General features: G+C 63.4%; 25 protein-coding genes and 1 tRNA gene. 17 read left to right on the top strand and 9 right to left on the bottom strand.

Annotated elements, in window-relative coordinates:
• The first annotated feature begins 6 nt into the window (after nt 1–6).
• From MKK04_RS01255 to MKK04_RS01240, 4 genes are all read left to right on the top strand, one after another.
• Nucleotides 7–762 carry an ABC transporter substrate-binding protein gene (locus MKK04_RS01255; protein WP_087501945.1) on the top strand — a complete coding sequence of 252 codons (756 nt, stop codon included), beginning with the start codon at nt 7–9 and terminating at the stop codon, nt 760–762.
• A 54-nt stretch (nt 763–816) separates the two neighbouring features.
• Nucleotides 817–1,509 carry an ABC transporter permease gene (locus tag MKK04_RS01250; protein WP_063914487.1) on the top strand — a complete coding sequence of 231 codons (693 nt, stop codon included), beginning with the start codon at nt 817–819 and terminating at the stop codon, nt 1,507–1,509.
• Nucleotides 1,509–2,198: an ABC transporter permease gene (locus MKK04_RS01245; protein WP_063914486.1), complete on the top strand. Its 690-nt coding sequence runs from the start codon at nt 1,509–1,511 to the stop codon at nt 2,196–2,198. Before MKK04_RS01250 ends, MKK04_RS01245 begins: the two co-directional genes overlap by 1 nt.
• A gap of 125 nt (nt 2,199–2,323) precedes the next feature.
• Entirely contained in the window at nt 2,324–3,529 is a 1,206-nt protein-coding gene (locus tag MKK04_RS01240) for a methyltransferase (protein WP_233688069.1), read from the top strand.
• A 276-nt stretch (nt 3,530–3,805) separates the two neighbouring features.
• On the opposite strand, the gene MKK04_RS01235 is transcribed toward MKK04_RS01240, so the two are convergent.
• On the bottom strand, nt 3,806–4,081 hold the full coding sequence (locus MKK04_RS01235) for a DUF3077 domain-containing protein (RefSeq protein WP_013970482.1): 276 nt from the start codon (nt 4,079–4,081) through the stop codon (nt 3,806–3,808).
• 571 nt (nt 4,082–4,652) lie between these two features.
• Between MKK04_RS01235 and MKK04_RS01230 the strand changes: the two genes are divergently transcribed.
• A complete protein-coding gene (locus tag MKK04_RS01230) occupies nt 4,653–4,901 on the top strand; it encodes a hypothetical protein (protein ID WP_135003131.1) in 249 nt (82 codons plus the stop codon).
• 98 nt (nt 4,902–4,999) lie between these two features.
• Nucleotides 5,000–5,075 (top strand) — tRNA-Thr (locus tag MKK04_RS01225).
• Between the two features lie 81 nt (nt 5,076–5,156).
• Here MKK04_RS01225 and MKK04_RS01220 read toward each other — a convergent pair.
• Nucleotides 5,157–5,630, bottom strand: coding sequence for a helix-turn-helix domain-containing protein (locus MKK04_RS01220; protein ID WP_233688068.1), 474 nt, complete (start codon nt 5,628–5,630; stop codon nt 5,157–5,159).
• 165 nt (nt 5,631–5,795) lie between these two features.
• On the opposite strand from MKK04_RS01220, the gene MKK04_RS01215 reads away from it, so the two are divergent.
• Nucleotides 5,796–6,002: a DUF3079 domain-containing protein gene (locus MKK04_RS01215; RefSeq protein ID WP_233688067.1), complete on the top strand. Its 207-nt coding sequence runs from the start codon at nt 5,796–5,798 to the stop codon at nt 6,000–6,002.
• A gap of 431 nt (nt 6,003–6,433) precedes the next feature.
• On the opposite strand, the gene MKK04_RS01210 is transcribed toward MKK04_RS01215, so the two are convergent.
• The gene (locus tag MKK04_RS01210; RefSeq protein WP_241106167.1) at nt 6,434–8,731 is read right to left on the bottom strand and encodes a TonB-dependent siderophore receptor; all 2,298 of its coding nucleotides are present in this window, start codon (nt 8,729–8,731) and stop codon (nt 6,434–6,436) included.
• A gap of 140 nt (nt 8,732–8,871) precedes the next feature.
• On the opposite strand from MKK04_RS01210, the gene MKK04_RS01205 reads away from it, so the two are divergent.
• From MKK04_RS01205 to MKK04_RS01195, 3 genes are all read left to right on the top strand, one after another.
• Nucleotides 8,872–9,591 (top strand): response regulator, encoded by a 720-nt coding sequence (locus MKK04_RS01205; RefSeq protein ID WP_207833154.1) that lies wholly within the window; start codon nt 8,872–8,874, stop codon nt 9,589–9,591.
• A gap of 1 nt (nt 9,592) precedes the next feature.
• Nucleotides 9,593–10,981: an ATP-binding protein gene (locus tag MKK04_RS01200; RefSeq protein ID WP_241106166.1), complete on the top strand. Its 1,389-nt coding sequence runs from the start codon at nt 9,593–9,595 to the stop codon at nt 10,979–10,981.
• A gap of 115 nt (nt 10,982–11,096) precedes the next feature.
• Nucleotides 11,097–12,761, top strand: coding sequence for an FMN-binding glutamate synthase family protein (locus MKK04_RS01195; protein WP_207833150.1), 1,665 nt, complete (start codon nt 11,097–11,099; stop codon nt 12,759–12,761).
• A gap of 133 nt (nt 12,762–12,894) precedes the next feature.
• Here MKK04_RS01195 and MKK04_RS01190 read toward each other — a convergent pair whose 3' ends face one another.
• Nucleotides 12,895–14,214: an OprD family porin gene (locus MKK04_RS01190; RefSeq protein WP_063914475.1), complete on the bottom strand. Its 1,320-nt coding sequence runs from the start codon at nt 14,212–14,214 to the stop codon at nt 12,895–12,897.
• 505 nt (nt 14,215–14,719) lie between these two features.
• On the opposite strand from MKK04_RS01190, the gene MKK04_RS01185 reads away from it, so the two are divergent.
• A complete protein-coding gene (locus MKK04_RS01185; protein WP_241106165.1) occupies nt 14,720–16,819 on the top strand; it encodes a TonB-dependent receptor in 2,100 nt (699 codons plus the stop codon).
• 132 nt (nt 16,820–16,951) lie between these two features.
• Here MKK04_RS01185 and MKK04_RS01180 read toward each other — a convergent pair whose 3' ends face one another.
• Nucleotides 16,952–17,149, bottom strand: a complete 198-nt coding sequence (locus tag MKK04_RS01180; RefSeq protein WP_082888390.1) for a hypothetical protein — start codon at nt 17,147–17,149, stop codon at nt 16,952–16,954.
• Between the two features lie 187 nt (nt 17,150–17,336).
• On the bottom strand, nt 17,337–18,443 hold the full coding sequence (gene aguA / locus MKK04_RS01175) for an agmatine deiminase (protein ID WP_241106164.1): 1,107 nt from the start codon (nt 18,441–18,443) through the stop codon (nt 17,337–17,339).
• A gap of 280 nt (nt 18,444–18,723) precedes the next feature.
• Between aguA and rfbC the strand changes: the two genes are divergently transcribed.
• The 4 genes from rfbC to MKK04_RS01155 are packed head-to-tail and all read left to right on the top strand — an operon-like array spanning nt 18,724 to nt 22,984.
• Entirely contained in the window at nt 18,724–19,269 is a 546-nt protein-coding gene (rfbC, locus tag MKK04_RS01170) for a dTDP-4-dehydrorhamnose 3,5-epimerase (RefSeq protein ID WP_241106163.1), read from the top strand.
• Between the two features lie 42 nt (nt 19,270–19,311).
• Nucleotides 19,312–21,126 (top strand): sensor histidine kinase, encoded by a 1,815-nt coding sequence (locus tag MKK04_RS01165; RefSeq protein ID WP_063914472.1) that lies wholly within the window; start codon nt 19,312–19,314, stop codon nt 21,124–21,126.
• A complete protein-coding gene (locus MKK04_RS01160) occupies nt 21,123–22,532 on the top strand; it encodes a sigma-54-dependent transcriptional regulator (protein ID WP_207833144.1) in 1,410 nt (469 codons plus the stop codon). Before MKK04_RS01165 ends, MKK04_RS01160 begins: the two co-directional genes overlap by 4 nt.
• Nucleotides 22,529–22,984, top strand: coding sequence for a thioesterase domain-containing protein (locus MKK04_RS01155; RefSeq protein WP_207833142.1), 456 nt, complete (start codon nt 22,529–22,531; stop codon nt 22,982–22,984). The genes MKK04_RS01160 and MKK04_RS01155 overlap by 4 nt, the downstream gene beginning before the upstream one ends.
• A gap of 165 nt (nt 22,985–23,149) precedes the next feature.
• On the opposite strand, the gene cysQ is transcribed toward MKK04_RS01155, so the two are convergent.
• Together cysQ and nudE are read right to left on the bottom strand one after the other, a co-directional pair.
• On the bottom strand, nt 23,150–23,968 hold the full coding sequence (gene cysQ / locus MKK04_RS01150; RefSeq protein ID WP_233694738.1) for a 3'(2'),5'-bisphosphate nucleotidase CysQ: 819 nt from the start codon (nt 23,966–23,968) through the stop codon (nt 23,150–23,152).
• Nucleotides 23,965–24,531 carry an ADP compounds hydrolase NudE gene (gene nudE, locus MKK04_RS01145; protein ID WP_015268611.1) on the bottom strand — a complete coding sequence of 189 codons (567 nt, stop codon included), beginning with the start codon at nt 24,529–24,531 and terminating at the stop codon, nt 23,965–23,967. The genes cysQ and nudE overlap by 4 nt, the downstream gene beginning before the upstream one ends.
• Before the next feature lie 64 nt (nt 24,532–24,595).
• On the opposite strand from nudE, the gene yrfG reads away from it, so the two are divergent.
• Nucleotides 24,596–25,258, top strand: a complete 663-nt coding sequence (gene yrfG / locus MKK04_RS01140; RefSeq protein WP_063914468.1) for a GMP/IMP nucleotidase — start codon at nt 24,596–24,598, stop codon at nt 25,256–25,258.
• A gap of 111 nt (nt 25,259–25,369) precedes the next feature.
• On the opposite strand, the gene lysM is transcribed toward yrfG, so the two are convergent.
• Nucleotides 25,370–25,810, bottom strand: coding sequence for a peptidoglycan-binding protein LysM (gene lysM, locus MKK04_RS01135; RefSeq protein WP_207833138.1), 441 nt, complete (start codon nt 25,808–25,810; stop codon nt 25,370–25,372).
• A gap of 174 nt (nt 25,811–25,984) precedes the next feature.
• Between lysM and fdhD the strand changes: the two genes are divergently transcribed.
• Entirely contained in the window at nt 25,985–26,815 is an 831-nt protein-coding gene (gene fdhD / locus MKK04_RS01130; protein WP_207833136.1) for a formate dehydrogenase accessory sulfurtransferase FdhD, read from the top strand.
• Nucleotides 26,816–26,820 lie beyond the last annotated feature (5 nt).

Genomic DNA, 26,820 nt, shown 5'->3' with positions numbered 1-26,820 from the left:
CAATACATGCACACTTACAAGAAGTTCCTCCTGGCAGCTGCTGCCACGCTGGTAATGTCGGCCAACGCCCTGGCCGCAGAAAAACTGCGCATGGGTATCGAAGCCGCCTACCCACCGTTCAACAACAAGGATGCCAGCGGTAACGTGGTCGGCTTCGACAAAGACATCGGCGACGCCCTGTGCGCCAAGATGAAAGTCGAGTGCTCGGTCGTCACCTCCGACTGGGACGGCATCATCCCGGCCCTGAACGCCAAGAAGTTCGACTTCCTGGTGTCGTCGCTGTCGATCACCGACGAGCGCAAGCAGGCGGTGGACTTCACCGAGCCGTACTACTCCAACAAGCTGCAGTTCATCGCGCCGAAAAACGCCGACTTCAAGACCGACAAGGCTTCGCTCAAGGGCAAGGTGATCGGCACCCAGCGCGCCACCTTGGCTGGCACCTGGCTTGAAGACAACTACGGTGACGACGTAGAGATCAAGCTGTACGACACCCAGGAAAACGCCTACCTCGACCTGGTTTCCGGCCGCATCGACGGCATCCTGGCCGACAAGTACGTGCAGTACGAGTGGCTGAAGAGCAAAGACGGCTCGAACTTCGAGTTCAAGGGCGAGCCGGTGATGGACAGCGACAAGATCGGCATTGCCGTGCGCAAGGGTGACACCAAGCTGCGCGACGACCTGAACAAGGCCCTGGCAGAAATCAAGGCCGACGGCACGTACAAGAAGATCAACGACAAGTACTTCCCGTTCAGCATCGAATGATCCGCCCCGACCGGCGCGCCCTTGCGGCGCGCCAGTCCCTAGAATGACCTGCCCATGAATATCGACCTGCACGGATTCGGTCCGGCCATGATGGCCGGCACCCTGATGACCGTAAAACTGGCGCTTTGCGCCTTGCTGCTGGGCCTGGTGCTGGGCCTGCTCGGCGCCCTGGCCAAGACTTCCTCGATCAAGCCGCTGCAATGGCTTGGCGGCTTCTACTCGACCCTGGTTCGCGGCGTGCCCGAACTGCTCTGGGTACTGCTTATCTATTTCGGCACCGTCGGGCTGATGAACGCCCTCGGCGAAGCCCTGAACCTGCCGGGCCTGGAGCTCAGCGCCTTCGCTGCTGGCGTGATTGCCCTGGGCCTGTGCTTCGGCGCCTATGCCACCGAAGTGTTCCGTGGCGCCATCCTGGCGATCCCCAAGGGCCACCGTGAAGCCGGCCTGGCACTGGGCCTGTCCAAGGGCCGCATCCTGTCGCGGATCATCCTGCCGCAGATGTGGCGCATCGCCCTGCCTGGCCTTGGCAACCTGTTCATGATCCTGATGAAAGACACCGCACTGGTGTCGGTGATCGGCCTGGAAGAAATCATGCGCCATGCTCAAATCGGCGTGACCGTGACCAAAGAGCCGTTCACCTTCTACATGGTCGCGGCCTGCATCTACCTGAGCCTGACCATCATTGCCATGACCGGCATGCACTTCATGGAAAAACGCGCCGCTCGCGGCTTTGCGAGGGCCGAATAATGAATTGGGAAGTCATCATCAAATGGCTGCCACGCCTGGCCCAGGGTGCGACCCTGACCCTGGAGCTGGTGGCCATCGCGGTAGTTGCCGGGTTGATCCTGGCCATCCCGCTGGGCATCGCCCGCTCCTCGCGCCACTGGTACGTGCGCGCCGTGCCGTTCAGCTACATCTTCTTCTTCCGTGGCACGCCGCTGCTGGTGCAGCTGTTCCTGGTCTACTACGGCCTGGCGCAGTTCGACATGGTGCGTTCGAGTTCGCTGTGGCCGTACCTGCGCGACCCGTTCTGGTGCACCGTGCTGACCATGACCCTGCATACCGCCGCCTACATCGCCGAGATCCTGCGCGGCGCGCTGCAGGCGATCCCCAAGGGCGAGATCGAGGCGGCACGGGCGTTGGGCATGTCGCGGGGCAAGACGCTGTTCTACATCATGCTGCCACGCGCCGCGCGCATCGGCCTGCCGGCGTACAGCAACGAAGTGATCCTGATGCTCAAGGCCAGTGCCCTGGCCAGTACCGTGACCCTGCTGGAGCTGACCGGCATGGCCCGTACCATCATCGCCCGCACTTACCTGCCGGTGGAGATCTTCTTTGCCGCCGGGGTGTTCTACCTGGTGATCTCGTTCGTACTGGTGCAAGGCTTCAAGCTGCTGGAGCGCTGGTTGCGCGTGGATGCCTGCCAAGGCCGCTAGACCACCTAGCCTTCTTCGCGGGTAAACCCGCTCCCACAGGGATATCACTGTTCTCAAGCTGTGTGATTCCTGTGGGAGCGGGTTTACCCGCGAAGAGGCCCTAAAACCCAACACACTTCCTCCCCATGCCCAACCACCTCCACAGCCCCCACCTGAGCACCCGCTTCCAGGCCCTCGACCAGTTCCTGATCGAGCACCAGCAGCTGTGGAAACCCCGCCCCTTCACCACCCTGCACCTGGCCTGGGAAACCGCCCACACCGAGCTTGCCGCCCACCTGCGCCAATGCTCCCTGGCAGACGCCGAAACCGACACCACCGCTACGCCGTTGCCCGCCCCGTTCCCGCAACTGGCCCAGCAAGCCCGACAGCTTGCGGCCCTCGGTAACCTCCCGAAAACCGATCTGCCTACCGCCGCGCACCGCCTCGACGTCGCCGTCCCCGGCCGCAAATGGCAGCAGATCGAAGCCTTCGCCAGCCACCTGGCCTTCCGCGAACAGCCCCGCCACTGGCTGGACTGGTGCTCCGGCAAAGGCCACCTGGGCCGCCGCCTGCTGCAACCCGGCCAGCAGCTGACCTGCCTGGAGTACGACACCGAGCTGGTCGCCGCCGGCCAGGCCCTGAGCACGCACCACCATTTGCCGGCGCAGCATGTACACCAGGATGTGATGGCCAACGACAGCGCCCGCCACCTGGCTGGCGACAAAAGCGTGGTCGCCCTGCATGCCTGTGGCGACCTGCATGTACGCCTGATGCAACTGGCCAGCCAGCAAGGTTGCCGGCAACTGGCCGTGGCGCCCTGCTGCTACAACCGCATCGCGGCGCAGCAATACCAGGCGTTATCCACAGTCGCCCAAGCCTCCAGCCTGCGGCTGTCACTGGACGACCTGGGCCTTCCCCTGAGCGAAACCGTTACCGCCGGTGCCCGCGTGCGGCGCCAGCGCGACACCTCGATGGCCAGGCGCCTGGGCTTCGACCTGCTGCAGCGCCAGCAACGCCAGACCGATGAGTACCTGCCAACACCGTCACTACCCGTAGCCTGGTTGGAGAAGACCTTCGATCAGTACTGCCGCGACCTGGCCGAACTCAAGCAATTGCAGCTGACTGGCAACCCGGACTGGGCAGCCCTGGAAGCCGCCGGCTGGCAGCGCCTGGCCGAGGTCCGCAACCTGGAGCGCGTGCGCAACCTGTTCCGCCGGCCGCTGGAGCTGTGGTTGGTACTCGATCGCGCCCTGTTCCTCGAAGAACAAGGCTACAACGTGCGCCTTGGCCTGTTCTGCGACTACCCACTTACCCCACGCAACCTGCTCATCCTCGCCGAGCGCGACCGTTAGCCGCAGCACAACCTGTGGATAACTCTGTGAACAAGCTTGTGATTACCTGTTGGATCCAAGCGCTATTTCAAACGCTTGGCTTATTCCGGCTTGCCCGTCAAGGCCAGTAAAAACAGGCGTTTGCGCAAAGACAGGCGGTGTAGCGCTCCGGCATGCCTTTCGCGCAAGTCGCCGATGCCACTTGTGCATAAACATTTCTTGTGGTTGGCGACTGCGTCTAAAGCCTTACTCAGAATGGCCTGACTTGCGCGGTCCCTTGTGGGAGCGCATAAGGGTTCAATGCGCCTTGTTCTTGGCAATCTCGATATCGTTCATCAGCGCTTTGGCCATGTCGCACAGATAATCGGCGGCGCCCAGGAATTTATGGTCATCCTCCATATCCCCCTCGCGCACCAGGTGCTTGATGTAGCCCATCAGGATCGAGACATGCTCGTAGGCAGCATCGACGGGGACACCGGGCTCGACGCGTAGCAGATTGAGGGATGGGTTGCCGGCTGCGAGGAAGGTTTCCACGCCTGCGGTGGTGATGGGTTCGATGATGGTTTTCTTCATGGCATATATCCTTACTCGGGGAAGGGACTGCCAGAAATCTTTCTCACGGATTTGGGTGGCAGCCGTACGCGGGGTGAGAAACCGGTCGAATAAGGAAGCCCGGCCAGACCGAAGTCTGCCCACGTACGGCCACCAAAAAGGGGTAGCGCTTATTCGACTTGGGTTCTCACACCCGGTCGCCAGAGCGACCCGAAAACGGTATCCGTGAGCCATTTCCCCCACAACAGCGATACTTCGGCGGCGCGCGTAGGATAGTTCCGAAGCCACCAAACCCTGAAGCTGTTAGCCCTAAAGTTCAGAATCTTCGTACAGCTGATGGCCCTTTCGCGGGTAAACCCGCTCCCACAGGAATCACACAAGGCTTGAGAACAGTGATATCCCTGTGGGAGCGGGTTTACCCGCGAAGAGGCCAGCACAGGCAACAAAAAGCTAAAGCCCCACCGCTGATCCCGCCCAACGGTGTATCATCCGCCCCCCAAATCATTAAAAAGTGACGTCGCGCGCTGCCCGCCAGCCTCGCGACCTTCTGGCGTTGCGCCAGAACCGACATGGACTAACGGACCCGACCATCGTGACCCAGACCAAGCCCCTCGCCCTGCTGACCCTCACCCTGGCCCTGACCGGCTGCGCCAGCGGCACCGCTCCCCACCCCAGCAGCAGCCTGGGTTGGAACCACCCCGGCATGCAGCTGGGCGGCGACAACGGCCTGCCCCTGCGCACCGAAAGCCCCTGCCGCAAGCGCGGCTGCGACAACGACAAGCTGTTCTTCAACCCGGGCAAAACCGAGCCGAGCGTCACCACCATCCATCGCGGCTGGTAGGAAAATTCTTCTTTCAGGTCGGTGACTTAGGTCATTTGCGAACATTCGCAACGAAGTGGTTTACAGGCGCCAACCGATCGTTATAATGACGCCCCATTGCCGGTATAGCTCAGATGGTAGAGCAACTGACTTGTAATCAGTAGGTCCCGGGTTCGATTCCTGGTGCCGGCACCATACGCAGTATCAAAAAAGGCTCACCGAAAGGTGGGCCTTTTTTGCTTTCTGTGCCCCGCGATCCCTGCGGCCCTACCGATTTCAAACCACCCCATGCATGAAAAACTCAACCGGTACGCTGAAAAACTCAGCAAAGCCCCTGATCTGGGCAACCGTCATCTTCCGCTTGTTGTTCAAAATCTCTGAAACCGCACTCTGGGTTGCTATCGAGGCAAGGTCCTTCTGCTTCACGCCCCTGTCCGACAGCAGGAAGGCCAACGCTTCGGCCTGGCTCGCAAACGGCACGAGTACCGACTCACTCTCATACTCGTAGACACGATCCGCCACCATCTCCGCAAAACGCGCAGCTGCGTGACCCTCGCTGTCGGCATGCGAGTAGAGTTCATCGATCAATGCCATCCGCGCCTGGAGTTCAGCATCGTCCTTGATGGGGTCATGGCAGGCAGCAAGTAGCTGGGCCATGGTTGCCATCTGGGCGTTCAGGCCATCCAGCATGGGTGAAATATTGGCGATGAAGGCATCTAGTCCATTAGCTTCGGTTTTATCCCGCTTCATGGTTGTCACCTGTCGAATCGTTAGGTATTGGGCAAGTGCTAGGTCAAACAGATTTCTGGATCCGGAATATACGCTCTGCTGAAGGTCACCGGGACATTGATGCCGATCAAGCTGAATAGCGGACCGAGGTATAGGTTGGGGACATAGTTCAGAGGGAAGCTGACCATGGCCAAGAAATTCCCCACAAACCCCGGCCACCCGGAGCGCATCTGCTGGGGCTGCGACCTGTACTGCCCGGCCAAGGCGTTGGCCTGTGGCAATGGCGCGAGTCGGACCATGCACCCGGTGGAACTGTTTGGTGAGGACTGGGACAGTTTCGAGGACCGGCTGGAGAAGCCGATTGATCGCGTGCAAGAGGCTGGCCCCAGGTGAAATGGGGCAGCTTTGCGGCCCATCGCCGGCAAGCCGGGCTCTCATAGAACTGCACATAACTCATTGAGTTAGCAGGGGGCCTGTGGGAGCGGGTTTACCCGCGAACACGGGCGAAGCCCGTGCCATCCACCGCGTTGCATTCTTCGCGGGTAAACCCGCTCCCACAGGGGACGCGGATTGCTTGCAACTTCAGTTATCTACGCGACAGCGCAGCCCAAAGGGCTGGGCCATCTACCACAGGTACAGCGCATGGTTTGAGCCTGGCGCCGACCCAGCGAATCAGGTGCCGCGGTGGATGGCACGGGCTTCGCCCGTGTTCGCGGGCGAGCCCGCTCCCACAGGGATCGCGCCACCTGTTAGTTGCTCCCAAAGTACCTGTGGGAGCCCGGCTTGCCGGCGAAGGGCTGCGCAGCAGCCCCAGGTGCGGTTGATCAGAACGCCGTGCTGACCGTCAGCGACAGGTTGCGTGGGTCGCCGTAGATTGCCCCGGCATAGAACCCGTAGCGGGTGTAGTAGTGCTTGTCGAACAGGTTGTTGGCGTTGAGGCTGACGCTGGTGTCGTCGGTCAGCTGGTACTTGGCCATGGCATTCCAGATGGCATAACCGGACCAGTTCACGTCAGTGGCACCGTTGCTCACACCATTGCTCGGCTGGCCTGCCGGGCTGGAGATTGCGCGGATGTTGCTCTGCGCAGTCACCCCGGCGCCCAGGGTCAGGCGGTCGAGCGGGCCGGAAAGGCGGTAGGTGGTCGAGGCCTTGAACAGGTGTGACGGGTCGCTGCGGCCGTCGCTGTCGACGCGGCCGAAGTGCAGGTAGGTGTAGCCAGCGTACACGTTCCAGCTGGGGGTCAGGGCGCCGGCGATTTCCAGGTCGATACCGTCGGTTTCCTGGCCGGAACCGGCCTTGTAGGCATCGCCACCGGTGGGGGTGGTGAGGTCGCCGTCGAGCACTGCCTTGTTCTCCTGCTTGGTGCGGAAGTACGCCGCCGAGGCGTTCAGGCGGCCATCGAACCACTCACCCTTGATACCCGTCTCGTAGCTTTGCCCGCGAATCGGCTCGACCTTGCTGCCGCTGCTGGTTTCAGCGGTTTGCGGGGTGAAGATGTCGGTGTAGCTGGCGTACAGCGAGTAGTTGTCGTTGAGGTCGTACACCGCGCCCAGGTACGGGGTGACGATGCCATTCTCTTCCTGGCTGGTACGTGCGCCAGCCACGCTGCGGGTGGTGGCTGAGTAGTTGCTGGTGCGCACGCCAAGGATGACCGACAGCGGGTCGGTGATGCTCAGGCGGGTTGCCGCATACATGCCCTGCAGGCGGGTGGTGGTCTTGCTGTGGCGGCCGGTGCGCGAGGCGATGATGCTGTAGTCGTCATCCACGCCATTGCGCCAGTCGGTCAGCGGGAAGCCGTTGTTGGCGCGGAACTGGCAACCCAGCGCAGGCGCACTGGCCATGCCGTCGCCGACCATGGTGCAGGTGTATTCCGGCGACCAGGCCACGGTGCGGCTGTCGTTGTAGCCGACCATCGCCTGGTGGGTACGGCCGAACAGCTGGAACGGGCCGGACAGGTCGATCTGCGCCGACTGCTGGGTGGTGTCGGTGGAGCTGTGCAGGCCGTTGAGCACGGCACCGCTGCCATCCTGGTCCCAGTAGCCGCCGTAGCTGCCACGGCCCGCCGAGTTGACCTTGGCCAGGCCGCGGTGGTTGAGGGTTTCGGCGGTGCTCTGGGCGGCTTTCAGGTCCAGGGTCCAGTCGTTGTCGAAGCGGTGCTCCAGCGAGCCGAACGCGGTGCGGGTGGTGTACTCGCCAAAGCTCCAGCTAGGTACCACGTTGGTGCTGCGCGGCAGGTCGGTCTTGCTGCCATCACGGTACCAGATCGGGATGTTCGCTCCCCAGCCACCGCCGACAATCTTGTTGTACTCGTACTGGTAGCCGGCACCGAGGGTGGTGGCGTCGTCCAGGTCGAATTCGAAGTTGGCCAGCGCGGCGCGGGAGCGTTCGGACTGGTTATCGCGGAATGAATTGGCGTCCTGCTGGGTCATCACAAAGCGCGAACGCAGGCGGCCGTCTTCGGACAGCGGCAGGTTGAGGTCGGCGCCCAGGCGGCGCTTGTCCCAGCTGCCATAGGTGGCATAGGCGCTGCCGCCGAACGTCCTGGTCGGCGCCTTGCGGATCAGGTTGACGGTGGCCGACGGGTCGCCGGTGCCGCCCAGCAGGCCGTTGGCGCCACGCACGATGTCGATGCGCTCGTACAGGTCCATGTTCAGCGCGTTGCCACCACCACTGAAGTCGGAGCCGCCCTGGAACTGCAGGCCATCGACCTTCCAGTTGCTGATCGAATAACCACGGGCACGGTAGTCGGTACGCCCGCCCACTTCGGACTTGCTCGCGGTCACCCCCGGGGTGGTTTCCAGCGCTTGCTCGATGGTGTGGATGTCGCGGTCGTCCATCTGCTGCCGGGTAATGGTGGTGACCGACTGCGGTGTCTGCCGCGGCGTCAGGGCCAGGCCGGTGGAGCTGCGGGTGCTTTCGACCGTGTAACCCAGCTGGCCGGCTTCGTCGGCAGGCAGCAGGGCGCTGTCTTCGATCTGGGTGGCGTCCAGCTCCAGGGGCTTGCTGTCGGCAGCCATCGCGCCACCACTGACGGCTACGGCGATGAACAAGGCCAGCGGTTTCAGGCGAGGGCCGTCTCGGCTGATGGAAGGGAAGGCGTTCGGGGTGCTCTCGGCGTTCATTTGGGAAGACTTCGTATTTGCAGATGATTTTTTGTTAGGATTCTAGGGATCGGCCCTCCGGGCTCCAGACCCGGCTTGTATGGGGATGTAATCGAACGTAACGAGCGCCACCGGCCCTCACCGAACAGGTGTTTTTCCGCATGAGCACAACTCTGCTTGTTGTCGATGATGACGACGAGATCCGCGAACTTCTTTGTGATTACCTGGCAGATGCCGGCTATAACGTGCTGGCAGCGGCCGACGGCGAGCAGATGCGCGAACAACTGGCCCGGCACAAGGTGGAGCTGGTGGTGCTCGACCTGATGCTGCCGGGCGAAGACGGCCTGAGCCTGTGCCGCCAGTTGCAAGCCACGCCTGGGCTGGCGGTGATCATGCTGTCGGCCAAGGGCAGCACGCTGGACCGCATCATCGGCCTGGAAGTGGGTGCCGATGACTACCTGGCCAAGCCCTTCGAGCCACGCGAACTGATCGCCCGGATCAAGGCCGTGCTGCGTCGTCCGCAACGCCTGGATGCCCCCGCCGAAGCGCCGGCAGAGGAAGCCCAGCTGTTCGCCGGCTTCCGCCTGGAACATGCGAAGCGCCTGCTCACCCGCCCCGATGGCGAGACCCTGACCCTGCCCCGCTCCGACTACCGCGTATTGCGCGAGCTGCTGGAAGCCAACAGTCGCGTGGTGTCCCGCGATCAGCTGACGCGCAGTGCGTTCGGCCGCGACCACCTGCCAGACGACCGTTCGGTGGACATGTGCGTCAGCCGCCTGCGCCAGCACCTGCGCCACGCCCCGGCGGGTGCCGCACAAATCCTCACCATCCGCAACGAAGGCTATTTGCTGAGCATTGCCGCCAACGGGGCCGATGCCTGACATGCGCTGGCTTCGCCGGCTGTGGCCACGCACGTTGTTCGGCCAGTTGCTGCTGATCATGGTCAGCGGCACCGTGCTGATCCAGTTGATGTCGAGCAGCATCTGGTTCGATGTGCGTTTTGCCCAGGTACTCGAGGCCCCTGTCCGGCTGATTGCCGCACGCAGCGCGCCGTTGATCGCCCAGGCGGACTGCCGTGCTGGTGCGCTGCAGGCACCAGCGCATTACCAACTGCGTTGCAGCGAAGCCCTGCCCACGCCGGTACAGGACGAGCGTCGTGGGCGCAGGCGTATCGAACTGTTGTTGCACCAGGCCCTCGAGTACGAGTTGGGGCATGCCCAGGACGTGCGCCTGATGAAGGTGCAGTTGACCGATGAACAGGGCCAGCCGATCGTCTGGCGCAGCCTGTTCGGCCTGCGCACGGCCCAGGCGCATCTGCAGTTCGCGGTGCCGTTGGCCGATGGGCACTGGCTGACCATCGAAGGCCAGGAACTGCAAGGCTGGAGCGGCGAGTCAGCGTGGGTGCTGATCAGCGATTACCTGTTGCGGGTGTACGCGCTGCGCATCGTCGCGGTATTGCTGGTGTGCCTGGTTGCGGTGCGCTTGTGCCTGCGCCCGTTATGGCGCCTGGCCGATGCCGCGCGCGGCCTGGGTAGCAACCTCGAGCAGCCGCCCCTGGCGCTGGATGGCCCGGAGGAAGTGCGCCAGGCGGCCCAGGCCTTCAACGCCATGCAGCAGCGGCTGATTGCGATGGTCAACGACAAGGCCTACTTCCTGGCCGCTGTATCCCACGACCTGCGCACCCCGCTGACGCGCATGCGCCTGCGCCTGGAGCGCCTGCCGGACGACGAACACCGGCAGCGCCTGCGGCAGAACATCACGCAGATGGACGACATGATCGGCCAGGTGCTCGATTACCTGCGCGCGGGGGAGCAGCAGAACTTGCAGCAGGTGGACCTGGACCGGCTGGTGATGCGCCAGTGCGCGGAGCTGGCCACTGCCGAAGAGCCGTTGCCGGTGCATGGCCAGGCGGGCAGCCTGCGGGCCGATGCCCTGCTGCTGCAGCGCTGCCTGCAGAACCTGCTGGTCAATGCGTTGCGTTATGCCAAGGAGGTTTCGGTCACGCTGGAGCGCGCTACCACGGGAGTGTTTATCCATATCGACGACCGCGGACCGGGGATTGCACCGGGCTTGCTGGCGACCATCATCGACCCGTTCGTGCGCGGTGAAGGGTCGCGTAATCAGGCCTCCGGGGGGTATGGGCTGGGGTTGAGCATTGCCCAGCGGATTGCTGCCAGCCATGGGGGCGAGTTGCTGCTGGCCAACCGCGAGGGGGGTGGGTTGCGGGTCAGCGTGTTGCTACCCAGTCAGCCTTTGCGCGCCCCGCTGTAGGAGCGCATGAGCCTGGAAATACACGATCAGGTAACAGTCTTTTACCGATTACCCAGGTTTTCCCCTCCCCGCCTTTGCCTATCCTATGCCCGGTCATCCTGCCTGCGATGGACCCATGAAACACTCTCTACCCAGCCGCTACGCCTGCCTCGCCCTCTGCCTGCTGTTCACCTTCGCCAGCCTGCCGCTGCTACCCCAGCATGCCTGGCTGTGGCCTGTAACGCTGATCACCGCGCTACTGAGCCTGGTCGGCCTGAACGACCTGCGCCAAAGCCATCACGCCGTGCGCCGCAACTACCCGATCCTGGGCAACATCCGCTACCTGATCGAAACCATCCGCCCGGAAATCCGCCAGTACCTGATCGAGGGCGACGACGACAAGCTGCCGTTCTCCCGCTCGCAGCGCTCGCTGGTCTACGCCCGGGCCAAGAACGAAAGCGCCGAGAAGGCCTTCGGCACCCTCAACGATGCCTACAAGCCCGGCTTCGAGTTCATCAGCCATTCCATGTTGCCGGTGGCCACGCCAGACCCGGCATCGTTCCGCATCGCCATCGGCGGGCCGCAATGCCGCCTGCCCTACTCGGCCTCGATCTTCAACATCTCGGCCATGAGCTTCGGTGCCCTCAGTGCCAACGCCATCGCTGCCCTCAACCGCGGTGCACGCATGGGCCGTTTTGCCCATGACACCGGCGAAGGCAGCATCAGCCCGTACCACCGCGAACATGGCGGTGACCTGATCTGGGAGATCGGCAGTGGCTACTTCGGCTGCCGCACCGAGGACGGCCGCTTCGACCCGCAGCGCTTCGCCGAGCAGGCGCGCTCGCCGCAGGTGAAGATGATCGAGATCAAGCTCAGCCAGGGCGCCAAGCCGGGCCACGGCGGCATCCTGCCGGGGCACAAGGTCAGCCCCGAGATTGCCGCCACCCGTGGCGTGCGCGTGGGCGAGGATTGCATCTCGCCGGCGGCGCACAGCGCCTTCCGCACCCCGGTCGAGTTGCTGCAGTTCGTGGCCAGCCTGCGCGAACTGTCGGGCGGCAAGCCGGTGGGGTTCAAATTCTGCCTGGGCCACCCCTGGGAGTTCATGGGCATTGCCAAGGCCATGCTGGCCACTGGCATCACGCCGGACTTCATCGTCGTCGATGGCAAGGAAGGCGGCACCGGTGCGGCACCACGCGAGTTCAGCGACAACATGGGCGTGCCGATGCGCGAAGGCCTGATGTTCGTGCACAACACCCTGGTCGGCCTGAACCTGCGCGCCAGCATCCGCATTGGCGCGGCAGGCAAGATCGTCAGCGCCTTCGACATCGCCAGCGTGCTGGCCATCGGGGCGGACTGGGTCAACTCCGCGCGCGGTTTCATGTTTGCCATCGGCTGCATCCAGTCGCAGAGCTGCCACACCAACAAATGCCCGACCGGCGTGGCCACGCAAGACCCGCTGCGCCAGCGCGCCCTGGTGGTGCCGGACAAGGCCGAGCGGGTGGCCAGCTTCCACCGCAACACGCTGCATGCGCTGGCCGAAATGTTGGCTGCCGCGGGCCTGGAACACCCTTCGGAACTCAAGCCCAAACACCTGGCGCGGCGTATCAGCCCCAGCGAAATCGGGCTGTTCTCGGACCTGCACACATTCCTCAAGCCGGGCGAATTGCTCAGTGGCTCGATTGAAAGCGAGTTTTATGCGCGGATGTGGCGGATGGCGCGCAGTGACAGCTTTGCGCCGGAGACTGGGGAGGGAGAGGTGAAGGTTGCCGGGGTGCGGCGCAGGGCAGTGGAGCCGGCGTGAAAGCCGGGGGCCGCTTTGCGGCCCTTTCGCGACACAAGGCCGCACCCACAATGGTCCTGCGCATGCCGACAATGTGGGAGCGGCCTTGTGTCGCGATGGGCTGCAAAGCAGCCCCTAGGCCATCAGATCAGGATCAGAAGATGCTGATCGGGTACTCGACGAATACGCGGACTTCGTTGCCGTCGTCGTTGTAACCGTTCTGCTGCACGGCGTTGTTGGTACGCACGAACGAGCTACGCAGCTTGATCGACAGGTCCTTGGCCGGGCCGTCCTGCACCACGTAACGGATCTGGTTGAAGATCTCGCGCTCTTTACCTTCACCGAAGCCCTGCGGGTTGGCGACGTTGCGGGTGTTGATGTTGTCACCCACCACGTAAGCCAGCTTGTAGGTCAGACCCGGGATGCCATAGGCACCGAAGTCCAGGCCGTAGCCCAGCTGCCAGGAACGCTCGTCTTCGGCGTTGAAGTCGGACCAGTACGAGTTGGCCAGGTAGATGGTCGAACCACCGTCACCCACGCCACCCTCGTTCTGGTACCAGCCGTAGTTGTAGCCGGTGCTGCCGGTGCTGCGCTGGTGGGCGATGGTGAACGAGTGGGCACCGTACGCGTAGGTGGCTGCCAGGCTCCAGATGGTGTTGGAGTCGCCGTTCAGGCCAGCGGATTTCACGAACTTGTCGTCGATGTCCGACTTGTAGCCGTTGAAGTCCAGGGTCAGGGACTGGTCGCTGGCGATCGGGAAGACGTAGTTCAAGCCCAGGTAGTGCTTCTTCATCACGTCTTCGTTGTCGGCGGTGTACAGCGAAGCGGTGAAGTTGTCGGTGAACTTGTAGCTACCACCAAGGACGTTGATCGACTTCAGGCCACCACCGTCACGGCGCTCGGCGCTCTTGCGCGCTTCCTGGGTGAAGCGACCGGCGTTCAGTTCCAGGCCCTGGATCTCTTTGGAGGTGATCAGGGTACCGGTGAAGCTTTCTGGCAGCAGACGCGCGTCGTCGTACTGCAGCACTGGCAGTGCCGGCATCTGGTCACCGTACTTGAGCACGGTGTTGGAGATGCGGAACTTCACAGCAGCGCCACCACGGGCCAGGTTGTGCGGCGAGTTGGCGTTGCCGTTCTCGTCCTTGAAGTCCGAAGGCTTGAAGAAGTCGACACCGGCACCACCGTTGTGGCCCTTGCCGCCGTCCAGACGCACGGCATACAGGCCGAATGCATCGACGCCGACACCGACGGTGCCCTGGGTGAAGCCGGAGGAGAAGTTGGCGATGACGCCCTGGCCCCATTCGATCTGGTCGTCGGTGCCGTGTTTCTTGTCGCGGTTGATGTAGGCGTTGCGCAGCAGAACGTTGGCGTGGCTGTCCTCGATGAAGCCTTTGCTGTCGGCCTGATCATTGGCCTGTGCCTGGGTCGCGGCGATCATCGCCAGGGCGACCAGGCTGATCCTGGTTTTCAACATGTTGTTTTCCTTATTTCTTAATCAAAAACGCTCTGCAATATGACGCCAGGAACCAACGCCCCTTCGTAGGTTCGACGCTATGCGGATCCAGACTGGAAGGCCTGCCGGTAATCACACGGCGGCCTCTGGCAGCAGCATGGCCAAGAGCATGGCCAGCAGGCGTTGGCCGAATCCTAGCCGTGTGCGATTACAAATGTCAAAAAGTCGTGAAATGCAGGTTGATATAACCAAATTCACCGACGGTACCAGTGCATTTCCATACCGGTTGGCGCTATCAGTGGGCAATTTATCTCGCGTGCGAAAAGTCCTTTTGATCGAACGGACAATTTTCCTGTGAGGGCGCTTTCGCAGCGCAAGGCTGCTCCTGCAGGAAGACGCGCCGCAGCAGGAACCGTAACAATCAGACACAGATGTAATGACAACCCTTTACAAATACTCAAGCAACAGCAAATAACAAGCATTACCATCCGCACCTCTTTTTCACCTGCTCGATCCGGATATGCCCATGCTTGTACCTTGCCGTCTTTCCCCCCTGACACTTGGCCTTTCGCTGCTGTTCGGCGCCGGCCTGGCCAGTGCCGCCACCACCACCCTGCCGGAACTGTCGGTTACCGCAGACAGCGAGCGCGACAAGGACAACCCGCGGATCAAGGAGGTAAGCACTGCGACCCGCACCTCGACGCCGGTGCGCTATGTGCCGCAGGCCATCGACACGGTGAAGACCGCCAACGTGCTCGATTACGGCAGCAATACCCTGGGCAAGGCGCTGGAAGGCATTCCCAACGTCAGCAGCGGTGACGACACCCGCTTCGACAGCGTGCGCATTCGCGGCTTCGAGGCCAGCAACGACTTTTACCTGGACGGCATTCGCGACGACAGCCAGTACATCCGCGATCTGCATAACATCGAGCGGGTCGAAGTGCTCAAGGGGCCGGCAGCGGTGCTGTATGGCCGTGGCAGCCAGGGCGGTATCGTCAACCGGGTGAGCAAGGCGCCGGAGCACGGCCGCCGTTCGAGCATCGAGGCGCAGGCCGGCAGCGAAGACCTGCGCAGCCTGTATGCCGACCTCAGTGCCGACCCCAGCGACACCGTCAGCCTGCGCCTGAACATGGGCAACCAGGACAACAACAGCTTCCGCGACGGCATCGACGGCAGCCGCCAGCTGTTCGCCCCGTCGATCAGCTGGCAGGTCACCCCCGACCTGAACTGGCTGGTGCAATACGAATACAGCCGCTACAACCGCACCCCGGACCGAGGCATCCCCGGTGTCAACGGCCGCCCGGCCGATGTCAGCCGCAGCACCACCTATGGCGATACCCAGCGCGACTACATCGACGACCGCGCCCAGTCGCTGCGCTCGCGTCTGAACTACCAGCTGAACGAAACCTGGCAGTTGCGCCATACCCTGGGTCTATTCAAGCTCGCCAGTGAGTTCGACAACACCTACGTCACGGGCTACAACGCCAGTAACAACACCGTTACCCGCCAGCGTTGGCAGCAAGACCTGAACACCCGCAACCTGTTCAACAACCTGGAGGCCGAGGGCGACTTCGACACCTTTGGCCTGGAGCACAAGCTGTTGCTGGGCCTGGAGTTCGGCAACCAGAAACGTGACCCATTGTTGTACACCACTTTGCCTGTCAAGGAAGGTGGCCAGGCGGTGCCAGGCCTTGACCTTGGCAACCCCGACCGCAGCCAGCAGCACAATGGCCCGATGACGGTGTTTAGTGACAACCATACCGTGGTCGATAGCCGCGGCCTTTACCTACAGGACCAGATCCGCCTGAACGATCAGTGGCAGGTTCTTGCCGGCGTACGCTTCGACCAGTTCGAAGTGCAGACCACCGACAAGGATGGCCGCAGCGAACCACAGGACAGCAATAGCACCAGCCCACGCCTGGGCGTGGTCTACACACCGTGGCGCGACCATTCGTTCTACGCTTCGTGGAGCAAGACCTTCTCGCCTGTAGGTGGCGGTCTGATCGGCATCACCCCAGGCGCAAAGGGCAACGGTAACGACGCCAAGCCGGAAGAAACCCGCCAGAAGGAAATCGGGGTGAAGAGCGACTGGCTCGACCAGCGCCTGACAACCACCCTGGCCATCTACGAGCTGGAACTGTACAACCGCCGCACCCGCGACCCGCATAACCCGGCAAACATCCTGCTCAGCGGCTTGCAGCGCTCGCGCGGCATCGAGCTGACCGCCACCGGCAATATCGTCGGCAACTGGTACGTGCGCGGTGGGATCGGCCTGCAGGATGCGACCATCGTCAAGGACAACAACGGCCAGGAAGGCAACCGCATCAATGACGTGGCCAAGCGTAATGGCAGCCTGTTCGTGACCTGGAAACCGGAGCTGGGCTGGTACGCCGAAACCGGCCTGACGCTGGTGGGTGAGCGTTACGCGGACAACCAGAACACCACGGTGCTACCGGGCTATGGCCGCTGGGATGCATTGGCGGGGTACCGCACGCATGACTGGGATGTGCGGGCGGCGCTGAGCAACATCGCCGACAAGACCTACTACAGTTCGGCGACCAGTGCGGCGCAGATCCAGGTGGGTGACCCGCGCAGCCTGGTGGTGACTGGCAGTTACAGCTTCTGATCTTTATTGCCTGTACCGGCCCTTTCGCGGGCTCGCCCGCTCCCACAGGTACTCCACAGGGTTCGAGACATGTGGTGTCCCTGTGGGAGCGGCTTCAGCCGCGAAGGGGCCGATACAGGTTCAAGCAATCGATCAGTGCCAAACCGCCATCAGCGCCTGCATTTCTGCTTCGCTGATCAAGCCTTGGGGGTATCGTCCGGCAAGCAGACGTCGTGTGTCGGTCGTCCTGACCCTGATGCTTCCATGGTGTTTCAACCACTTCGCCACAAGCCTGAGCGATTGGTGATTCACTGCCGATGGGCGCAATGCCGACTCACTTGCTGCATTCATTTCTACACGTACTCCCTGGCCCGTGAGTGGCTAATTTACGTAAGTGTTGTTACAGATCCGAGAGCGCGGCCTGGCCGAGCTATCTAACTGAAAACAATACAAAACATATGCCAGCACAGGCCTCCGGACGGCCCCCGGAAACAAAAAAAGGCCCGTCATGTGACGGGCCCCTTCATTCAGCGTGCGCTCAACGCCTTACCGGCGCAGGCTGCTGCTGGGTCAGGCAGTGGATGTTGCCACCGCCCAACAACAGTTCACGGCCTGGAATCATCACTACCTCATGGTTGGGGAAAACCTTCGCCAGAATCGCTCTGGCCTCAGCGTCTGCCGGGTCGTCGAAGCTCGGCGCGATGATGCCGCCATTGACGATGAGGAAGTTGACGTAAGAGCCGGCCAGGCGCACCGATGGGTCACGCTCCTGGCTGCCGACTACCTGGTCGACACCGGCACACTCTTCGGCGGTGGCAAACAGCGGGCCCGGGATCGGCATCTTGTGCACGATAAACTCACGGCCCTTGGCATCGCGGGTGTTCTTCAACACCTCCATGGCGGCGTGGCAACGTGCATAGTTGGGGTCGTTGGAATCATCGGTCCAGGCCAGTAACACTTCGCCCGGGCGCACGTAACAGCAGAAGTTGTCGACGTGGCCGTCGGTCTCGTCGTTGTACAGGCCATCCGGCAGCCAGACCACGGTATCCACCGCCAGATGGTCGCGCAGCACCGCTTCAATCTGCTCGCGGTTCAGGTGCGGGTTGCGGTTGCGGTTGAGCAGGCATTCTTCGGTGGTGATCACGGTACCTTCGCCGTCCACGTGGATCGAGCCGCCTTCGAGTACGAAGCCTTCGGTGTGGTAGCGCTGGCAGCGCTCCATTTCCAGGACCTTGGCCGCCAGCTCCTCGTCACGGTTCCACGGTGCGTACAGGCCGCCATCGAAGCCGCCCCAGGCATTGAAGCCCCAGTCCACGCCGCGCACTTCACCCTGGTCGTTGATGACGAAGGTCGGGCCGGTGTCACGCACCCAGGCGTCGTCATTGCTGATCTCGACCACGCGGATGTTCGGCTGGTCGAGCTGACGACGGGCATTTTCGTACTGGCCAGCAGAAACCGCGACGGTTACCGGCTCGAAGCGGGCAATGGCCTTGGCCAGGGTCACATGGGCAGCCTGCGCCGGCTTGCCGCCCAGGCGCCAGTTGTCCGGGCGCTCCGGCCAGACCATCCACACCTGGGTTTGCGGGGCCCACTCGGCGGGCATGTGGAAACCATCGGCACGGGGAGTGGAGTTGAGGGTTTTCATGGTTGACCTCTGTGATGGCCCTGAGCCGGACTGTGCTGGGGCGTTTGCCAATTTATAACCGATATATATCGATATTTGAAGCCCGGTAATCGGGAAATCCATCAATCACTCACGCACTTAAACCGATAACAATCGGTACAAATACAGCCTTGAGCGGGGAGCAAAACGGTATGACATCTACCTTAGCCAGACCTTGTTAACCCCGTTGTAGCGCAAGGCGGAAAAAACCGGCGAGACCGGCTAGGGTCAATACGTGGGCAAAACGGGCCAGCGAACCACCATGAACATCATCCCTACCGCAATCCCTGAAGTACTGATCATCGAGCCGAAGGTTTTCGGTGACAGCCGTGGTTTTTTCTTCGAGGCATTCAACGCCCGTGAGTTCGCCCGGCAAACCGGCGTGAATGTCGAGTTCGTCCAGGACAACCACTCGCGCTCCATCAAGGGCGTACTGCGTGGGCTGCACTACCAGGTGGAAAACACCCAAGGCAAGCTGGTGCGCGTGGTGCAGGGGGAAATCCGTGATATTGCGGTAGACGTACGCAAGAGCTCGCCAACCTTCGGCCAATGGGTCGCGGTGCAGCTGTCGGCCGACAACCATCGCCAGCTGTGGATTCCACCCGGCTTCGCCCATGGTTTTGCGGTGATGAGCGAGTCGGCCGAGTTCCTCTACAAGACCACCGACTACTTCAACCCGGGCGCCGACCGCTGCATCCGCTGGGATGACCCGACCCTGGCCATCGACTGGCGGCTGCAGCAACCACCGGTGCTGTCGGACAAGGACAAACGCGGCCTGCCGTTGGCAGAGGCGGAACTGCTGCCTTAACTAGCGCATAATTGCGTCAGACTTATCTGGCGCCTTTACGTGATGATTGCAAAACCCACGCCCCCACGCCGTCCCCGCTGGCGCAGCCTGGCCCTGTTGGCCCTGTGCCTGGCCCCATTACTGTGGCCCCTGCATCACCTGGCCGAACGTTACTACCAGGAAGAACTGGCCTCGCAGAACCGCCAGACCCTCGACCTGTACGTCGCCAACCTGCTCGGTACCCTGCACCGCTACGAAACCTTGCCGCAGATACTCGGCGACCTGCCGGCGCTGCGCGGGGTACTGGCCGACCCGTTGCGCCTGGAAGCGGTGACCAACGCCAACCGCCTGCTCAAGGACATCGTCCAGCAGACCGGCGCCGAGGTGATGTACCTGATGGACGTCAACGGCAACACCCTGGCCGCCTCCAACTGGGACAAACGCGACAGCTTCGTCGGCCGCAACTTCGCTTTCCGCCCTTACTTCAACGAAGCCATGGCCGGCCGCCTGGGGCGCTTCTTCGGCCAGGGCACCACATCGGCCAAGCGCGGCTACTTCTTTGCCGCCGCCGTGCATGACCGTGAACGCATCGTTGGCGTACTGGTGGTCAAGGTCGACCTCGACCACACCGAAACCCTGTGGGGCCGCACCCCCGAGCAGCTGTTGCTGACCGACCACAATGGCGTGGTCATCCTGACCTCGCGGCCCGACTGGCGCTTCCGCGCGACCCGCGCTCTGACCGATGCCGAGCGCCAGGCCATCATCGCCATCCAGCCCTACCCGACCCAGGCCCCGCAACCGCTGGTGCTCAGCCCGGACGCCTGGATCAGCCAGACCCGCGACATCAAGGAAACCGGCTGGCAGGTCAGCATCCTCGCCCCGCGCACGCTGGTCGACCGTTCGGTGCAAACCGTGATGGCCATCGGCGCTGCCACCCTGCTGGTGCTGATGCTGCTGGCCGGCCTGGTGATGCAGCGGCGCCGTCACTATATCGACCGCATCGACTTCGAGGCCCGTGGCCGCCAGGAACTGGAAAAACGCGTGGCCGAGCGCACCGCCGACCTCGAAGGCCTCAACACCCGGCTCAAGAGCGCCGTGCTGGAGCGCGAGAACGCCCAACAGGAGGCCGTACGCGCCCAGGATGAGCTGGTGCAGGCCGGCAAGCTATCAGTGCTTGGCACCATGTCGGCCAGCATCAGCCACGAGCTCAACCAGCCGCTGGCCGCCATCCGCAGCTATGCGGAAAACGCCGAGATCCTGCTTGACCACCAGCGTATCGAAGACGCCCGCGGCAACCTCAAGCTGATCGGCGAGCTGACCGGGCGCATGGCCTCGATCATCGCCCACCTGCGCGCCTTCGCCCGCCGTGACCGCCACGCCCCGGAGAGCGTGGCCCTGCAGCCGGCCCTGGACGACGCCCTGGCGCTGCTGGCCAAGCGCCGCCGGGCAATGGCCGTCGAGCTGATCCGCGACCTGCCGGAAGCCACCTTGTGGGTACAGGCCGGCGAGACCCGTCTGCGCCAGGTGCTCGGCAACCTGCTGGCCAATGCCCTCGACGCCCTGACCGAAAAGGCCAACCCGCGCCGCCTGTGGCTAAGTGCCGAGCAGCGCGATGACTGCGTCTACCTGTACATTCGCGACAACGGCCCCGGCTTCAGCCGCCAGGCCCTGGAGCACGCCAAGGAGCCGTTCTTCACCACCAAGACCCGCACCCAGGGCCTGGGCCTGGGCCTGGCCATCTGCGAAAGCCTGATGCGCGCCCTGGGCGGTGAACTGCTGCTGGCCAACCACCCGGAAGGTGGCGCACTGCTGACCCTGCAGCTGCGTGTGGCCGCGCCTGGCGCTACTTTGCCCAATTCGGAGGACCCCTCGGCATGACCACCGAGACACTGATCGACAGCCGAGCCCAGGTCATCCTGGTCGACGACGACCCCCACCTGCGCCAGGCCCTGAGCCAGACCCTGGACCTGGCCGGGCTCAAGGTGGTCGCCCTGGCTGATGCCCAGGGCCTGGCAGACCGCATCGAGGCCGACTGGCCCGGCGTGGTGGTCAGCGACATCCGCATGCCGGGCATCGATGGCCTGCAGCTGCTGGAACAACTGCACGGTCGTGACAACGAGCTGCCGGTGTTGCTGATCACTGGCCACGGTGATGTGCCGCTGGCGGTGCAGGCGATGCGCGCCGGCGCCTATGACTTCCTGGAAAAACCCTTTGCCAGCGACGCCCTGCTCGACAGTGTGCGCCGTGCCCTGGCGCTGCGCCGCCTGGTGCTGGACAACCGCAGCTTGCGCCTGGCCCTTAGCGACCGCCAGCAACTGGCCACCCGCCTGGTGGGCCAGTCGCCGGCCATGCAGCGCCTGCGCGAGCAGATCGGCGCCCTGGCCGGCACCCGCGCCGATGTGCTGATCCTGGGTGAGACCGGTGCCGGCAAAGAAGTGGTGGCCCGCGCCCTGCACGACCTGTCCAGCCGCCGCGACGGGCCGTTCGTGGCGATCAACGCTGGCGCACTGGCCGAGTCGGTGGTCGAAAGCGAGCTGTTCGGGCATGAGCCCGGTGCGTTCACCGGCGCGCAGAAACGCCGCATCGGCAAGTTCGAGTTCGCCAACGGCGGCACGCTGTTCCTCGACGAAATCGAGAGCATGAGCCTGGATGTGCAGGTGAAACTGCTGCGCATGCTGCAGGAACGGGTGGTCGAGCGCCTGGGCGGCAACCAGCTGATCCCGTTGGACATCCGCATCATCGCAGCGACCAAGGAGGACCTGCGCCAGTCTGCCGACCAGGGGCGCTTCCGCGCCGACCTGTATTACCGCCTGAACGTGGCGCCGCTGCGTATACCACCGCTGCGCGAACGCGGCGATGACATCCTGGTGCTGTTCCAGCACTTCGCCGACGCCGCCAGCCAGCGCCACGGCCTGCCGCCGCACACCCTGCAGCCGCCCCAGCGCGCCCTGCTGCTGCGCCACGACTGGCCCGGCAACGTGCGCGAGTTGCAGAACGCCGCCGAGCGTTTCGCCCTGGGCCTGGAACTGGCCCTGGACGGCCAGGCACCAGCTGCGGCAATGCCTTCGGCACCGATGCCGAGCGGCAACCTCAGCGAACAGGTCGAGCAGTTCGAACGCTCGCTGATCGCTGCCGAACTGGCCCAGCCACACAGCTCCATGCGCAGCCTGGCCGAGGCCCTGGGTATCCCCCGCAAGACCCTGCACGACAAGCTGCGCAAGCACGGCTTGAGCTTCGACGGTGGTAGCGGCGGGCATGACGATCAAGAGGACAACCGTCAATGAACAGCGATAGCCAGTACCTGCAGTCCATCCTGCACGGCGACATCCCCCTGACCCGCGAAATGGGCCTGGAAGTGCTCGATTGGCAGCAGCACACCCTGCGCCTGCAATTGCCGCTGGCGGCCAACGTCAACCACAAGAGCACCATGTTCGGCGGTAGCCTGTACTGCGCCGCGGTGCTGGTGGGGTGGGGCTGGCTGCACCTGCGCCTGCGCGAATCGGGTGTCGATGACGGGCATATCGTCATCCAGGAAGGGCAGATCAGCTACCCGCTGCCGGTTACCGGAGCGGCGGTGGCGCGTTGTGCGGCCCCGGATGAGAAGACCTGGGAGCGATTCTTGACCCTGTACCAGCGCCGCGGGCGGGCACGGTTGACGCTGGAGACCACTGTTAGCAATGCCGGAAGCGACGAGCCTGCGGTGAAATTCAGCGGCCAGTACGTCCTGCACCGCTGAAACTGGAAGGCTGTCGTGATCCCTGTGGGAGCGGGCGCGCCCGCGAAGCAGACACCGCGGTGTATGGCACCGGCTCCGCCGGTGTTCGCGGCGGTTCGACGCCTCGACGCGCCCGCTCCCACAGGTTCCGCGTAGCTACGAAGAATTGCTGCACCTGTGGAATCGTCAGATCAGGTTCAGGAAGGCTTGACGCCAGGCAGCATTGGCCGGCAACGCCAGGAAATGCGGGTTGAGCAACGACTCCCGCGCAGGGTACCGGAACGGCAAGCCATCCAGCCCGATCACTTCGCCACCTGCTCCTTCCACCACCCCCTGCGCCGCCGCAGTGTCCCACTGCGAGGTCGGGGCCAGGCGCGGATAGCAATCGGCGCTACCCTCGGCCAACAGGCAGAACTTCAACGAACTGCCGATATTGGCCAGTTCCAGCTCCCCCACCGCCGTCCCCAGCCCCGCCAACAGTGCTTCCTGTTCCGGGCTGGAATGCCGACGGCTGGCAACCACGGTAAAGCGCCCCCCCGTAGGCGGCGCGTTACGTACCTGGATCGGTTGGGCTGCTTCACCGGCCTCCGCACGCCAGGCCCCCAAACCGCGACCACCAAAGTAGCAGCGCCCGTTGGTCGGCATGGATACTACGCCAAACACCACCTCGCCATTTTCGACCAGGGCGATGTTGACCGTGAACTCCTCACTGCCGGCAATGAATTCCTTGGTGCCGTCCAGTGGATCGACCAGCCACCAGCGGCTCCAGCCCTGGCGCTCGGCCAGCGGAATGTTGCAGTCCTCTTCGGACAACACCGGGATCTGCGGTGCCAGCGCCAGCAGGCCATCGGCAATCACCCGGTGCGCCGCCAGGTCGGCGGCGGTGACCGGCGAATCGTCGGCCTTGTTGGTCACGGCCACATCGGCGCGCCAGAACGGCAGGATCGCCTCGCCCGCCAACCGGGCCAGCTTGACCACTTCGTGCATCAATTGCAGGTCGTTCATGCTTCCAGCAGCCCCCGCTGAATCAGCAGGTCACGCGCCAGGTACAACGCCGCCAGGGCACGCCCCTCGGTGAACTGCGGGTGCATGGCCAGGGCCGAGAGTTCGCGCAGGTTGACCTTGTCGACCCGCATCGGCTCCGGCTCGTCGCCTTCCAGGCGCTCCTCGTACAGGTCGCTGGCCAGCACCACCTGGATCTTCTGGCTCATGTAGCCCGGCGACAGCGACAGCTCGGTCAGGTGCTCCAGCTGGCGCGCGCCAAAACCGGCTTCTTCCTTGAGCTCCCGGTCGGCTGCCGCCAGCACGTCCTCGCCCGGCTCGATCAGGCCCTTGGGCAACGACAACTCATATTCGTCGGTGCCGCCGCAGTATTCCTCCACCAACACCGCATGCTCGGCATCGAGCATGGCCACGATCATCACCGCGCCGTAGCCATTACCCCGGCCCACCAGGCGCTCGTAGGTGCGCTCGTTGCCATTGCTGAAGCGCAATTGCACGGCTTCGACGCGAAACAGGCGGCTGCTGGCGACGATTTCGCGGCTGAGGACGGTGGGTTTCTGGCGCATGGGGCGGCTCCTTGGCGTGAACGGGTTACTATACCGTGGCTTGCCGACTGATCGAGAATTTCCCATGCCTGTTCTTCCCTGGTCCGCCATCGATACCGTCCTGCTGGACATGGACGGCACCCTGCTCGACCTGCATTACGACAACCGCTTCTGGCTGGACCACTTGCCCCAGCGCTATGCCGAGCTGCACGGGGTAAGCCGGGCCATGGCGGAAATGGAGCTGCAGCCGCTGTTCGAACGCAATGCCGGCACGCTGAACTGGTATTGCCTGGACTTCTGGAGCCGCGAGCTGCGGCTGCCGATCCGCGAGCTGAAACAGGAAATCGCCGACCTGATCGCCCTGCGCCCGGATGCCGACACCTTCCTGGCAGCGATCCGCGACGCGGGCAAGCGCGTGGTGATGATCACCAATGCGCACCGGGATTCGCTGTCGCTGAAGCTGGAGCGAGTTGAGCTGGCGCCGTATTTCGAGCGACTGATCAGTTCGCATGACTATGGCTACCCGAAGGAAAGCCCGCAGTTCTGGGATGCCTTGCAGGCAGACATTGGCTTTGAACCGGAGCGCAGCCTGTTCATCGATGACACCCTGGCGATCCTGCGCAGTGCGAGACGGTTTGGCGTGGGGCATCTGCTGGCGGTGCGCCAGCCGGATAGCCAGGCAGGGCCGCGGGATACCGAAGAGTTTGCGGCGGTCGAGGATTACCGGGAATTGTTGGCAGGCCTGTGAAGGCCCTTTCGCGGGTAAACCCGCTCCCACAGGATCACCACAGACCTGAACTGTGTGCGATCCCTGTGGGAGCGGGCGTGCCCGCGAAGAGGCCGGTACAGGCTGCAGAGATCAGTCAGGAATACGCAGCACCTGCCCCGGATAGATCTTGTCCGGGTGCTTGAGCATCGGTTTGTTGGCTTCGAAGATCTTCTGGTACTTGTTGGGGTCGCCATACACCTTCTTCGAAATGGCACTCAACGTATCGCCCTTCTCCACCGTCACGAACCGCGCCGCCTGGGCCACCGGCCCGGTCACGGTGATCTGGTCATCGATACTGGCCACGCCAGCGATGTTGCCCGCCGCCAGGATGATCTTCTCTTTCTCCTCCTGGCTGGCCACCTCGCCCTTGAGGATGATCTTGTCTCCCTCTACAGTGGCCGTGATATTCGGATTGCCCAGGCCGACACTTTCCACGTGTTTCTTCAGCTGCTCTTCGGCATTGGCATTGCCGGGGGTCAGCAGGTCGATCAACTTCTCGCCCGCTTCCTTGACGAAACTGAACAAGCTCATAGCGCTCTCCTTGTTGACGAAACCTCGGACACAGCAGTCTAGGCCAGCTTTTCCCCTCGTGCCCCGTGCGACCCATCGACGCGGTCTATCAAGGCATAGACCCTAGCGATTAGACGCCGTCGGCCCGCACGCCTAGGCTTGTGCTATCCGAAAGCTGCCGATAGCCCCACCTCGATGAACAGCAAACCTCCGGTCTGCGCGGCCTCATCGCCCTTGTCCATGCCCGCCGCCAGCAACAGCTACGACTACGTCCAGCTCAGCGATGCCAGACGCGACAGTACGCCCTTGGCCGAAGAAGTGGCGCTGGCAATCGCCTACAACGGCCTCAACCAGGCGGTAATGCTGGTCAGCCCAACCGACCTGGAAGACTTCGCCGTCGGCTTCAGTGTCGGCAGCGGCATTGTCGAAGGCACCACGGAAATCTACGACCTGAAGCTCTCCGGCAGCGGCTCGGCGATGTATGCCGACCTGGAGATTTCCAGCCGTGCATTCTGGAACCTGAAAAACCAGCGCCGCCAGCTGGCCGGCACCAGTGGTTGCGGCCTGTGCGGGGTGGAGGCACTGGAGCAGGCGCTGCCAGAGCTGGCCGAGCTGCCTGGCGCGCCGTTGCCACCGGCGCAATGGCTGGTCGGCCTGCGTGAGCGCATCGATGCCTTCCAGCCCCTCGGCCAGCACTGTGGCGCGGTGCACGCGGCGCTGTTCATGGACCGCCATGGCGAACTGCTGCTCGGCCGCGAAGACATCGGCCGGCACAACGCCCTCGACAAGCTGATCGGTGCCCTGCTGCGCCAAGGCATCGACAGCCAGGGCGGCCTGGCCATCGTCACCAGCCGCTGCAGCCTGGAGCTGATCCAGAAAGTGTTGCGGGCCGGTATCCAGACCCTGGTCAGCCTGTCAGCGCCCACCGGCCTTGCCCTGCAATGGGCGCGCAAGCACAACCTCAACCTTATCCATCTGCCCAAGCACAGCGCACCGCGGGTCTACAGCCCAGCGGCGGAGTCGTAACACTC

Source organism: Pseudomonas sp. LS.1a (assembly GCF_022533585.1).
In the GTDB taxonomy this organism is placed as follows: domain Bacteria; phylum Pseudomonadota; class Gammaproteobacteria; order Pseudomonadales; family Pseudomonadaceae; genus Aquipseudomonas.
The sequence above is the reverse complement of the archived record's forward strand: the minus strand, read 5'-3'. Positions and strand labels throughout refer to the sequence as shown.